Origin of the sequence: Rhodospirillum rubrum ATCC 11170 (genome assembly GCF_000013085.1) — a bacterium.
Lineage (GTDB): Bacteria > Pseudomonadota > Alphaproteobacteria > Rhodospirillales > Rhodospirillaceae > Rhodospirillum > Rhodospirillum rubrum.
The window spans coordinates 2613481-2624821 of sequence record NC_007643.1 but is presented as its reverse complement, the minus strand read 5'-3'; the positions used below and the strand labels follow the sequence as shown (position 1 = coordinate 2624821).

The window sequence follows — 11341 nt, the reverse complement described above, 5'->3', positions numbered from 1 at the left end:
TGAAGGCGCTTTCGCGTGACAGCGCGAGGGACGGGGCGGGGGCAGCAAACGATCTTCGTCGCCCCGCCCGCCATCCTGGGGGCGACGGCTTGGGGGAGCCGCCACACCAAAGGGCTTCGTATCCGTTTCCCCGCCTCCGTTCGGGGGCGACGGATCGCCCGTGGAACCGGTCTTGATGGATGCCTTGCCGTTTTCCCCGATCGGGGACCCCGCCGCCCACCGCCCGCCCTCGCCGGAGTATCCCGATGTCGATTGCGACCACGGCCTAAGCTCGGGTCAGGCCGCCGACCTGCTGGCCGAATGGGGCGCCAATCGTCTTGACGACGGCAATCCCGGCCGCTTGCGGCGGCTTGCCAATAGTCTGTCGGGGCCCGTCGCCTGGATGCTGCAGGCCGCGGCCCTGCTGGCCTTGGCGGCCGGACGCTGGGCCGACGGCGCCCTTATCCTGACCTTGCTGCTGGTCAATGCCGGGGTCTCCCTGGTCGAACAGCGTCACGCCGGGCGGGCGCTGAGCCGCCTTGGCCGCCGTTTGGCGCCGATGGCCCGGGTGTTGCGCGATGGCGTCTGGGCCGACCGTCCGGCCGACGAGGTCGTGCCCGGCGATGTGATCTTTCTGAAACTCGGGCGGGTCGTTCCCGCCGATGCGGTGTTGCTGGGCGAGGGGGCTTTGAGCATCGACGCTTCGATGCTGACCGGCGATCGCCGGGTGATCGCCAAGACCGGCGGTGACGAGGTGCACGCCGGATCGATGGTGCGCGGCGGCGAGATGAAGGCGGTGGTCACCGCCACCGGTCCGACCACGCTGTTTGGCCGCAGCCCGCCGGTGACGGCGCGGCGCAAGCCGTCCGCCCTGCGCGCGGCGATGCTTGGCATCGGCAATACCCTGGTCGCCCTGACGCTGGTCATGATGGTGACGGTGATGATCCTGGCGCTTTATCGCCAGGATCCGCCCTTGGAGACCGTGCTGTTCGTGCTGGTTCTGAGTGCTGCGTCGATTCCCCTGGCGCTGCCCGCCGTTTTGTCGATGACGCTGTCGGCGGGGGCGCTGCGGCTGGAGCGGATGAAGGCCGTCGTCGCCCGGATGGCGGCGATCGAGGATCTGGCCGGCCTGGACGTGCTGTGCGCCGACCAAAGCGGCACCTTGAGCGAGCCGCGCCTGGTGATGGGCGAACCGGTGTTGTTGCAGGCTTCGGGACGGGGAGAATTGTTGCGGACCGCCGCCCTGGCCTGTCCGGCCGAAGGGGCCAATGCCGTCGATCTGGCGATCCTGGCCGGCCAGCCGGCCCTGACTCCCGGCGATGGGTACTGCCTGTTTCTGCAGCCGCTAACCGAGGATGCAGGGGAGGGGGGCTGCCTGCGCGCCGAGGTCGAGCGACCGCTTGAAAGCGGCGCCGTCGCCCGCTTTTCGGTGCTCAAGGGCGAGCCGCTGGCCGTCGCCCAAGCGACGGGGCTGGAGCCCGCCCTGGTGCGGCGGATCAGCGAGGCGACCGATGATCTGGCCGAACGCGGCTTTCGCGCCGTCGGCATTGCCCGGGCCGAGGAGGGGGGAGAGGTCGAGCATTGGCGGTATCTGGGGCTGATCGCCCTGGTCGAGCCATCGCGCGGCGATTCCCCGGGCAGCCTGGATGCCGCCCGGGTCCTGGGACTGCGCGTGCTGATGATCACCCCCGAGCGCGCCGCCATCGGCGGCCGGGTGGCGCGCGGCATGGGGCTTGGCGACCGGGTGGTCTGCGCCAGACGGATGGTGGATGGTCTGGGCGAAGACGGCGGCACCGGCCGCGCCGAGTGCGGCGCCGACCGCGACGACGATCTGGAAGACGCCCATGTCATCGCCGAGGTCCACCCCGAGCACCGCCTGCGCTTGGTGCGCGCCCTTCAGCGCGCCGGCCACCGGGTTGGCATAACCGGCGCGGCAGGCGAAGACGCCGCCGCCCTGGACCATGCCGAGGTCGGGATCGCCGTCAAGGGCGCCTCCGACGCCGCCCGTCAGGCGGCCGATGTCGTGCTCGGCGCCTCGGGGCTGGCGATCATCACCCGCGCCGTCAGCGAATCCCGGCGGATCCTCGGGCGGATGAGCGGCTATGCGGCCTATCGCATCGCCGAAACCCTGCGCCTGCCGGTCTTTGTCGCCCTGGCTTACCTGATGCTGGGGTCTTTTCCGATCAGTCTGGCCATGATCGCCCTGCTGAGCATCCTGGCCAGCCTGCCGGCCCTGTTCGTGGCCGGGGATACGGCGCCGCCCCCGCCCCGTCCTGTGCGCTGGGACATGCTGAAGGTGGTGCGGGTGAGCGGGGTGCTCGGCGTCTCGGGGGTGGCGAGTTCGTTCCTGCTGCTCTGGCTGCTCGACCATCGCCTGGATCTGCCCGCCGCCCAGGAGCAGACCATCCTTTTCTTGAAACTGCTGATCGGCGGCAATATGACCATCGCCCTGACCCGCAGGGACGGCTGGGTCTGGCGGCGGCCCTTTCCCGCCCACCGGCTTCTTGTCGCCATCGTCCTGACCCAGGGGCTTGGCACCCTGGCGGCGGTTGGCGGGCTGTTCATGGCGCCGATCGGCTGGCCGATGGCCGGGGCGGTCTGGGCTTTCGCGCTGGTCTGCTTCGCCTTTGACAATCTGGCGCTGGTGGCGACCGAGCGTTTGAACCGCGACGGCTTGCCGGGAATGGGGCTCGGGTTTTCAAAATTGCTGGGAGGGAACTGAGGCGGTCGGCCGGTCCTTCCCCAAACGAAGGACAAGGCACATGACGGACGGGCCCCTGCATCTGATCAAGCTGTCGGTGGGCAGCCAGAGCGTGGAAGGTCTGGCGCGCTGGCAGGCCGGACAATTGGCGGCGCGGGGCGAGGTGATCCATCCCACCCGCCGCGCTCCCCGGCGGGCCAGCGAAATCCTGGCCGGCGGCAGCATCTATTGGGTGTTTGACAAGGCCATCCGCGCCCGCCAGCCGATCCTTGATCTGCGCATCCAGCCCGATGAGGAGGGCCGGGAGTATTGCGCCATCGTTCTCGATCCGGCGCTGGTGGCGACCGAAACATGGCCCCACCGCCCGTTTCAGGGCTGGCGCTATCTTGGCCCCGACAAGGCCCCACCCGATCGCGGCGGTCCCGGCATCGCCGATCCGGAGATGCCGGCCGCCATGGCCAGTGCGCTCAAAGATCTGGGGTTTCTTTAAGCCACCGGCGCCGGAAGGGGGATTATTCGGTGGTCTTCACTTCGGGCAGGCCGCCCTCCGTCTTGGGTTCCAGCACCTTGATGCCGGTGCCATCCCCGGTCTTGGCCTCGAACAGCGTCTTGCGAGTTTCGAGAAGGTCGGGATTGGCGATAACGGCGGCCACCGCGGCGACCACGCAAACGGCGACAATCGCGGCGATGCCTTTCGTGAGAGTCATCTTGCTTTCTCCAGTGACGGGTGGCCGAGCGCCCCCCAGATAGGAACGGATAGGGGCACCGTTCGGATACAGAACGCCCGCCTGCCGCCAAAGGTTCATCGCGCTTTGGCGAAAGGAGCGGGAACCCTGAACGGGTGATGGCGTTTATCGGGTCAAGGCTTCCCAAGGGCGGCTTCCCTGGATTTGACCCCGCACATTTTGCCGAAGTGAGAACCGGAGATGACTGTTCATAGGCCGATAGACGAGACTTTCTCTGCTGATCCGCAAACCGAGCGCCGTGCGGACGCGTTTTCCGAGCGGGTCGGAGCGGGCACCGGGGGCTTGATCGATGAGGCCAAGACCATGGCAATCGGCTTGGCCGAGCGTGAAAAGCGCCGACTGGCCGATAACATCGCCCTGCGGGCCCGGGCTATCCGTCAGGCGGCCCAACCCTTTCGGGTGACCGATCCGGTCCTGGCCGAGGGCATCGAATCCGTGGCCGAAACCCTTGACGCCACCGCCGACCACATCGGTCTGGAGGATATGGACGATCTGGTCGAAGAGGTCAGCGATGTGGTGCGCCGCCAACCGGTTCTGGTGATCGGCGCCGCCGCCTTGCTTGGTCTTGCCGCCGGACGTTTCCTGCGCGCCGCCTTCGATGATCCCGAAACGCCCCGGCGCCCGGCCAAGGCGTCGGCCACCACGCCTCCGCCGCCGCCGGGCGGCTACGCCGATTGGGACGATGAAGGCACCTTGCCATGACCGATGATCCCCACGTTCCCCCGGTTGTCCGGCCCCCGGTTGTCCGGGCGGGCGCCAAGCTCGAGCGCGGGGGGAGACGACGGTGAGAGACGCCTCCTCTTCCGAGGGTGGGACCGCCCGGCAAGGCGCCGAGCCCGGGTCCGCGCCGGCCCGAGGTCTTAGTCGCCTGCTCAACACCCTGGGCGCCCAGGTCGCCGGTGTGGCGACCGAGGCCCTGAAATCGGTGGGCGGTGACGCCCTCGCCGCGGCCCGGCGCTCGGGTCAAGGTGTCGGCTGGATGGCAGCGGCCCTTGGCCTGACGATCCTAACCCTTGGTTTCCTCGGGGCGGGGTTGGCGGTCTGGCTGCGCGAGGTGTTGCCGGCCTGGGCGGGGTTCGTCGCCGTTGGCGGCGGCTTTGGGGTTCTCGCCATGATCTGCGCCCTGATCGGGCGCCATCATTTCGCCGAGGTCCGCCGGGCTCCCCAGCGGACGAAGGACGCGGCGAAGCGATTAATGAAAGACGCAAGCGCTCCGCCGCCGGTCGAGCCGACGAAACCGTCGCGCTTTGATCGCCGGACCTGATCGATCCGTGGGCTGAGACGGTCCCGGACACTCTTTTTTCCATGGAGGACGACATGCGTAGCACGCGAGAGGTTTCCAAAGACCTTGGCAATGCCGCGGGACGGAATTGGGTGCCTTTGACCCTGCTGGGGGCCGGCGTGGCTTGGCTCGTCGCCCGTCAGGTGACATCAAGCCGCAACGACGCCGCCGACGGCGAGGAGGGTCCCTGGGAGGACGCCCTGCAGCCCGGGGCCATGGGCGAGGCCTATTATCCCGATGTCGGCGAAAGCCGGAGCTATAACGCCCATCCCGGCCAGAGCGACGGCCCCTCCGGCAATGGCTCGGGCCACGCCGAGGATTTCGCCAAATCGGCCGCCGAACGCATGGGCGCCGACTCTGACGGTCGCGAGAGCCTGCGCGAGCGGGCCCAGGGCCTGCGTCACGAAGCCGGGGCCCGGGTTGGCGAGGCCAAGCACCGGGTTGACGAGGCGCTTCAGCACACCCGCGAGCGTTTGAGCGAAACCGGCGCCCATCTGCGCGAGGAGGCCGAGGCCCAATACGAGACGGTGCGCCGCCGCACCGGCGAGGTCGCCGAGCGCGCCCGCGTCGAAGCCGGGCGGGCGGTCGAGACCGCCGATCGCTCGTTGCACGAACGGCCGCTGCTGTATGTCGGGCTGGGGGTTCTGGCCGGCGTTCTGCTCGGCGCCATGGTTCCGACTTCGAAAGCCGAGCGCCGGGCTTTCGGCCGCAAGGCCCATCGCGCCAGGGTGGTCGCCGAATCCGAACTGCGTCACGGCGTCGAACGCGCCCGCAACGCCGTGGAAAGCGGTCTGCATGAAGCCGGCGAAGGGGTTCGCCGGGGCATGAAGGCCGCGACCAAGATGGAACGCGACCTGCACTGAGTTTACGCCCATAGCCTTACGCGAAGGCCCCCCGGTTTGCCGACCGGGGGGCCTTCGTGGGTTTTAGCGCTCCCAATAGGGGGGCTTGCCGATGTGGTCGGCCATGAAATCGATGAAGGCGCGGACCTTGGCCGACAGGTGGCGGCTTTCGGGATAGACGACGTGAATGGCGCTTTCCAGGCTGGTCGGCGACATCGTCCAATCACCGAGCAAGGGCACCAGCAGGCCGCTTTTGACATCGCTATAGGCCATCCAGGTCGGCAGCATCGCCAGACCCGAGCCCCCCAAAATCATCTTATGCAGGCTTTCCGAGTTGTTGGCGGTCAAAGGCCCGGTGACGGTGATGTCAAGGCGGATGCCGTCGCGCTCGAACAGCCAGCCCTGGGGACCGGGGCGGTAGCGATAGGCGATGCAGCGGTGGGCGGTCAGATCATGGGGGGTCTCGGGGGTACCCATGCGTCGCAGGTAATCGGGGCTGCCATAAACCATCCGTCGATTATCGGCCAGCCGGCGGGCGACCAGACTGGAATCGCGCAGGGCGCCGATGCGCACGGCGACATCGACGCCTTCCTCGATCAGATCGATGAAGTGGTCGGAAAGCGTCAGATCGACGGTCAGATCCGGGTAGCGGGCGAGAAACAGCGGCAGGGCGGGGGCGACGTGGTAATTGCCAAAGCCCACCGGCACATTGAGCTTCAAGGTACCGCGCGGCGCCGATTCCAGCGAGGAGACCACCCGGGTCGCGTCTTCGACATCGGCCAGGATGCGCAGGGCCCGGTCGTGAAACAGGCCGCCGGCCTCGGTCAGGCTGAGCCGACGGGTGGTGCGGTTGAGCAACTGGGTGCCAAGGGTGTCTTCCAGGGCGCTGACTTGGCGTGACACCGACGAGGGCGCCATGCCCAACAGGCGGCCGGCTTCGGAAAAACTCCCCGCCTCGACCACCCGGCTCAGCAGGCGCATACCGCTCAGGATATCCATGATGTCCGAGACCCTTTTCGTTTTTGCGCAAGACGCAAAAGAGACTGTCCCATCCTGTGGCTTTTCCGCAGGGGCCGAGGGTTATATCCTACTCCGTTAATCTTGTCGGTTAAAAAGGCGAGGTCTTTTCAAGGCGCCCCATGAAAAAAGGGGGAAGATCCTTCCCCCTTATCAACCGATGCGCAGGTGAGCGCTTGGAGCGGCGCGCCTGACATCCGGGTCCGGTGCGCCGCTCCAAGAGGCTGATCGTAAAGCAAATCCCGAGCGATCTGGAGAGGATCGCGACGACGATCAGCTTTAGTCGGCCTTGAATTCCTTATGGCAGGCCTTGCAGGTGCCGCCCAGGGCCTGAAGCTTGGCGCCGATGGCCGCCTTGTCGCCGGTCTCGGCGGCCGAGGCCAGTTCAAGAGCGGCATCCTGAGACTTCTTGGAGGCGACCTTGAAAGCCTCGAAATCCTTCCAGATGGCGGCCTTGGCTTCGGTCTTGGCGATGCCGGCCGTGCCTTCGGGGAAGGCGGCGGGAAGGGTTTCCATGATCGAGGCGATCGCCTTGGCGTGATCGGCGGTCTGATTGGGAACCGCGAGGTCCTCCTTCAGGGTGATGCCGATCGCCTTCATGTAGTTGCTGGTGGCCGACAGAACGCTTTTGCGGTACTCGACGTAGGCGGCGGGGTCGGCGGCCTGGGCCACGGTGGTGGTGGTCAAAGCGGCCAGGGCGGCCACGATCATCATGCGTTTCATTGAAAATGTCCCCATCGAAAAAAGAACTCATACGGTGCAAGACCGCATTCCAAGCATGGGCAAGGCGAGTCGGTATTTCAAGTTACCCTTATGTAATCCAGCCATGCCCTTAGCGGGTGGCGAGGGGCCTCTCGCCCGGATTTCCACCGGCGAAGGGGTTTCTTGCCGATGACACCGGTTTACGGGCCGCGCCGCCTTGCCTATAACCGGCGCCATTCAAACCATAAGGGGGAGCCCACCCGATGTCCGCCACCGCCCATCCCGACTTCCCCAATCTGTTCGTGCTCGATCACCCGCTGATCCAGCACAAGCTGACCCATATGCGCCGCCGCGAGACCTCGACGCGCACCTTCCGCATGTTGCTGCGCGAAATCGCCCTGCTGATGGGCTATGAGGTGACCCGCTCGCTGCCGCTGACCACCGAATCCATCGAGACGCCCCTGGAGGCCATGGAGGCGCCGGTGATCGGCGGCAAGAAGCTGGTGGTGGTGCCGATCCTGCGCGCCGGCCAGGGCATGGCCGATGGCCTGCTTGAACTGGTTCCCAGCGCCCGCGTCGGCCATATCGGCCTCTATCGCGACGAGGTGACCCGCCAGCCGGTCGAATATCTGGTGAAGCTGCCCGAAACCACCGAGCGCACCTTCATTTTGGTCGATCCGATGCTGGCCACCGGCCATTCGGGCGCCCATGCCGCCACCGTTTTGCTGCGCCATGGCGTGCCAGCCGAGCGCATCCGCTTCATGGCCTTGGTCGCCGCCCCCGAGGGCGTGCGCACCTTCCACGCCGCCCATCCCGATGTGCCGGTCTATGTGGCGGCGCTCGATCGCCAGTTGAACGATCAGGCCTTCATCTGCCCGGGCTTGGGCGATGCCGGCGACCGGCTGTTTGGCACGAAGTAACCGCTTCGCATCGGTCGACAGGGCGAAGGGCCGCGCGATCGGCGCTTAGGGTCTGTCCGCTTGATGCTGAAGCGGACAGACCCTGGATCCCTTTGTTTGAGTTTGTCTTTTCGGGAAAAGCGGTGCCCACTTTTCCCTGACAAACTCTAGCGGCCGCCCGGGGCGAAGGGCTCGCCGCTGTCGACCGCGTGGTTCGAGGCGACGGCGACCAGTTCGGCGATATCAAGCATCTGCGCCCCGATCAGCCCCAGCCCCAGGGTGACGCTTTGGCCCTTGGCCCGGACGATCAGCCGGTGAGAGGGGGCGCCCGGGCGGGAGATGGCCTCGTGGCAGGCTCCGCGCGCCCCCTCGATCAGGGTGACGGCCTCGACCTCGCTCCAGGTGAAGCGTAGATCGGACAGCGGCGGCAGCAGCAGGCCGAAGCGCTGGTCGGGAACGCGCAGGCGCATCCCGACCTGACCGACCTCGATGCGCAGCATGCCATGCCCCCAGGCCATCAGCGCCAGCCACGCCACCGGCGCTAGAACCAGCAGGCCGCCCAATCCCGCCCGCCCCAGAAGCAGCGGCGGCAAGACCGCCGTCACACCAAGACCCGTCGCCAAGGTGCCATAGGCCCACATCGCCCGTCGTCGCCCATAGATGACCAGGGGCTCGAGCCGGCCGAGCCGGGCGGGGGGAGGGGGGACGGCCACCGTCAGCGGCCCCTAGCGGTCTTCGGCAAGCTCGGTTTCCGGCGGGCCGAGCAGGTGGCGCGACAGCCGGCGTTCGATCAGCCGCAGGCCGCGGGTCAGCAGGTAAACCAGGATCAGATAGATCACCCCGGCGGTGACGAAGGCCTCAACCGGCGTGTAATAGCGGGCATAGAGAAGGCGGGCGACCCCGGTGATATCGAGCAAGGTGATGCTTGAGGCCAGGGCGCTGCCCTTGAGGATCAGGATGATCTCGTTGCCATAGGCCGGCAGGCCGATCTGGAAGGCGCGCGGCAGGATGATCCGCCGCACGATCAGCAGGCCGCGCATGCCATAGGCCCGCGCCGCCTCGACCTCGCCGCGCGGAATGGCCTGGATGGCGCCGCGCAGGATCTCGGCCGAATAGGCGCCGGTATTCAGGGCGAAAGCGATCAGCGCGCACCAGAACGGCTCGCGCAGGATCGGCCACAGCACCTCGTTCTCACGGATCCACGGCAGGGTGGACAGGCCGTAATAGACCAGGGCGATCTGGATCAGCAGCGGCGTGCCGCGGAAAAAGAAGATGAAGGCGTAAGGGAAGGCGCGGACCAGCGGGCTGGGGTGAACGCGCAGCAACGCCGTTGGGATGGCGATGAAAACGCCGATGGCGACGGCCAGGGTCACCAGCTTGAGGGTGACGGGAAGCCCTTCGAACAGCAGCTTGGGCAGGAAGGTGGCGACCAGATCCAGGTTCATCGATCGCGTTCCTCAGTGCCCGGCCGCGCCGACATGGCCGCGATTGGCCCGGCGTTCAAGAAGGGCGATAACGGCCATGCTGACCATTGTCATCGCCAGATACAAAAAGGCGGCGGCCAGCAGGAAGGTGAAATAATCCCGGGTCGATCGCCCGGCGATATTGGCCGAGCGCATCAGCTCGTTCAAGCCGATCGCCGAGACCAGGGCGGTATCCTTGAGCGAGACCAGGAACAGATTACCCAGGCCGGGCAGGGCGACCCGCCACACCTGGGGCAGGATGATCCGCCGGTAGGTGAGGACCGGGCCCATGCCGAAGGCGCGGGCGGCTTCGACATGGCCGCGCGGGATGGCGAGGATGGCGCCGCGAAACACCTCGCTGGCATAGGCGCCGAAGATCAGCCCGAGCGACAGCACGCCGCCGACATAGGGGCTGATCGAGACGGCGACATCAAGGGCCAGCACGTCGTTGACCAGCCAGCGCACCAGGGCCTCGGCGCCGTAATACATGATCAGCACGACCAGCAGTTCGGGCAGCCCGCGGAACAGGTCGGTATAGGCGTTGCCGACGGCCCGGGCCAGGGCGTTGCGCGACAGCTTGAGCGTGGTTCCGATCAGGCCGAGAACCAGCCCGAAGCTCACCGCGCCCAGTACCAGCTTGATGGTCATCGCGGCGCCCGTGATCAGCAGGTCGCCGTAGCCTTGGAAATCCATCCTATCCCCCGCAAGCTTTGGGGGCGCTCCCCGGGCCGGTTCAGGGCGCGATCCCCAAGCCTTACGCCCGGATCACACCCACCGTCTTCCCGGGGAGCGCCCCCCGAAAGGTCTTCTACCCCTAACCCTAGTTCAGCAGGCTGAAGGGGAAGTACTTCTCGTTGATCTTGGCATAGGTGCCATTGGCGATGATTTCCTTGAGCGCGCCATTGAGCTTGGCGGCCAGGGCGGTGTCGTCCTTGCGCAAGGCGATGCCGACGACGTCGTCCTTGATCACCGATTCGCCCTTGAGTTCATAGGCTTGGCCGGCCGGGCTGTTGAGCCAGTCGTAGGTGGGATAGGTGTCGTTGAGCAGCAAATCGACGCGGCCGGCTTCGAGGTCGAGATAGGCCTCTTCGGCGGTGTCATAAAGGTTGAGGCTGACGGTGTCGCCAAGGGTGTCCTCGATCCACTGCGAGGAGACGGTGGCGCGCTGGGCGCCGATGGCCTTGCCCTTCAGGCCGGCCTTGCTCAGATCGAAATCCTTGCCCTTCGGGCCGACGAAATGGAACTGGTTGTTATAATAGGCGTCGGTGAACAAGACGCTCTGCTGACGCTCGGGGGTGATCGACATCGAGGCGATGATGGCGTCGTACTTCTTGGCCAGCAGTCCGGGAATGATGCCATCCCAATCCTGGGTGACCATGCTGCACTCGGCCTTCAACTGGGCGCACAGCGCATTGGCGATGTCGATATCGAAGCCCTGGGGCTTGCCGGCGGCATCGGTGAAGTTGAACGGCGGGAAGGCGCCTTCGGTGGCGAAGCGGATGGTTTCCGCCCGGGCGTCGGCAACGCCCAGGGCCATGGTGACGGCCTGGCCGCCCAGGAGGATCCCGGCGGCGGCGAACAACGCGGTCGCTGTCTTCTTCATGCTGATCATGGTCGTCGTTTTCCTGTGCCTGTCTGGTGGAGCCCGGGACGGCGGACCCCTTTGGACGGGAGCCGGGGTGTTTCCCCGTCCCCCGACGGGATGCCCGG

The 11341-nt window shown here is 66.9% G+C and carries 13 protein-coding genes; 6 read left to right on the top strand and 7 right to left on the bottom strand.

What is annotated here, in order from left to right; genetic code table 11:
- The first annotated feature begins 160 nt into the window (after positions 1-160).
- Both RRU_RS11715 and RRU_RS11710 read left to right on the top strand, forming a co-directional pair.
- A complete protein-coding gene (locus tag RRU_RS11715) occupies positions 161-2701 on the top strand; it encodes a plasma-membrane proton-efflux P-type ATPase (protein ID WP_237703759.1) in 2541 nt (846 codons plus the stop codon).
- 40 nt (positions 2702-2741) lie between these two features.
- Entirely contained in the window at positions 2742-3170 is a 429-nt protein-coding gene (locus RRU_RS11710) for a DUF1489 family protein (RefSeq protein ID WP_011389917.1), read from the top strand.
- Between the two features lie 22 nt (positions 3171-3192).
- Here RRU_RS11710 and RRU_RS11705 read toward each other — a convergent pair whose 3' ends face one another.
- Positions 3193-3387: a hypothetical protein gene (locus RRU_RS11705; protein WP_011389916.1), complete on the bottom strand. Its 195-nt coding sequence runs from the start codon at positions 3385-3387 to the stop codon at positions 3193-3195.
- Between the two features lie 321 nt (positions 3388-3708).
- On the opposite strand from RRU_RS11705, the gene RRU_RS11700 reads away from it, so the two are divergent.
- From RRU_RS11700 to RRU_RS11690, 3 genes are all read left to right on the top strand, one after another.
- A complete protein-coding gene (locus RRU_RS11700) occupies positions 3709-4128 on the top strand; it encodes a hypothetical protein (RefSeq protein WP_014626339.1) in 420 nt (139 codons plus the stop codon).
- An 82-nt stretch (positions 4129-4210) separates the two neighbouring features.
- Positions 4211-4690 carry a phage holin family protein gene (locus tag RRU_RS11695; RefSeq protein ID WP_011389914.1) on the top strand — a complete coding sequence of 160 codons (480 nt, stop codon included), beginning with the start codon at positions 4211-4213 and terminating at the stop codon, positions 4688-4690.
- 53 nt (positions 4691-4743) lie between these two features.
- Positions 4744-5571, top strand: coding sequence for a DUF883 family protein (locus tag RRU_RS11690; protein ID WP_011389913.1), 828 nt, complete (start codon positions 4744-4746; stop codon positions 5569-5571).
- 63 nt (positions 5572-5634) lie between these two features.
- Here RRU_RS11690 and RRU_RS11685 read toward each other — a convergent pair whose 3' ends face one another.
- Positions 5635-6549 (bottom strand): LysR family transcriptional regulator, encoded by a 915-nt coding sequence (locus RRU_RS11685; protein ID WP_011389912.1) that lies wholly within the window; start codon positions 6547-6549, stop codon positions 5635-5637.
- A 297-nt stretch (positions 6550-6846) separates the two neighbouring features.
- Positions 6847-7290 carry a cytochrome c gene (locus RRU_RS11680; RefSeq protein WP_011389911.1) on the bottom strand — a complete coding sequence of 148 codons (444 nt, stop codon included), beginning with the start codon at positions 7288-7290 and terminating at the stop codon, positions 6847-6849.
- Positions 7291-7532: 242 nt separating this feature from the next.
- Here RRU_RS11680 and upp point away from each other — a divergent pair, with 242 nt between their 5' ends.
- Entirely contained in the window at positions 7533-8189 is a 657-nt protein-coding gene (upp, locus tag RRU_RS11675) for a uracil phosphoribosyltransferase (RefSeq protein ID WP_011389910.1), read from the top strand.
- 146 nt (positions 8190-8335) lie between these two features.
- Here upp and RRU_RS11670 read toward each other — a convergent pair whose 3' ends face one another.
- The 4 genes from RRU_RS11670 to RRU_RS11655 all read right to left on the bottom strand — a co-directional run bounded on the left by RRU_RS11670 (position 8336) and on the right by RRU_RS11655 (position 11243).
- On the bottom strand, positions 8336-8881 hold the full coding sequence (locus RRU_RS11670) for a hypothetical protein (RefSeq protein ID WP_011389909.1): 546 nt from the start codon (positions 8879-8881) through the stop codon (positions 8336-8338).
- A gap of 12 nt (positions 8882-8893) precedes the next feature.
- Positions 8894-9613, bottom strand: a complete 720-nt coding sequence (locus RRU_RS11665; protein WP_011389908.1) for an ABC transporter permease — start codon at positions 9611-9613, stop codon at positions 8894-8896.
- A gap of 12 nt (positions 9614-9625) precedes the next feature.
- Positions 9626-10324 (bottom strand): ABC transporter permease, encoded by a 699-nt coding sequence (locus RRU_RS11660; RefSeq protein ID WP_011389907.1) that lies wholly within the window; start codon positions 10322-10324, stop codon positions 9626-9628.
- A 127-nt stretch (positions 10325-10451) separates the two neighbouring features.
- Positions 10452-11243, bottom strand: coding sequence for an ABC transporter substrate-binding protein (locus RRU_RS11655; RefSeq protein WP_011389906.1), 792 nt, complete (start codon positions 11241-11243; stop codon positions 10452-10454).
- Positions 11244-11341: the final 98 nt, after the last annotated feature.

Excerpts from the sequence above, each read along its gene's own strand:
- RRU_RS11665 (WP_011389908.1), bottom strand. The coding sequence starts at position 9,613 with ATGAACCTGGATCTGGTCGCCACCTTCCTGCCCAAGCTGCTGTTCGAA.
- RRU_RS11690 (WP_011389913.1), top strand. The coding sequence starts at position 4,744 with ATGCGTAGCACGCGAGAGGTTTCCAAAGACCTTGGCAATGCCGCGGGA.
- RRU_RS11685 (WP_011389912.1), bottom strand. The coding sequence starts at position 6,549 with ATGGATATCCTGAGCGGTATGCGCCTGCTGAGCCGGGTGGTCGAGGCG.
- RRU_RS11680 (WP_011389911.1), bottom strand. The coding sequence starts at position 7,290 with ATGAAACGCATGATGATCGTGGCCGCCCTGGCCGCTTTGACCACCACC.
- RRU_RS11710 (WP_011389917.1), top strand. The coding sequence starts at position 2,742 with ATGACGGACGGGCCCCTGCATCTGATCAAGCTGTCGGTGGGCAGCCAG.
- RRU_RS11655 (WP_011389906.1), bottom strand. The coding sequence starts at position 11,243 with ATGATCAGCATGAAGAAGACAGCGACCGCGTTGTTCGCCGCCGCCGGG.
- RRU_RS11705 (WP_011389916.1), bottom strand. The coding sequence starts at position 3,387 with ATGACTCTCACGAAAGGCATCGCCGCGATTGTCGCCGTTTGCGTGGTC.
- RRU_RS11660 (WP_011389907.1), bottom strand. The coding sequence starts at position 10,324 with ATGGATTTCCAAGGCTACGGCGACCTGCTGATCACGGGCGCCGCGATG.
- upp (WP_011389910.1), top strand. The coding sequence starts at position 7,533 with ATGTCCGCCACCGCCCATCCCGACTTCCCCAATCTGTTCGTGCTCGAT.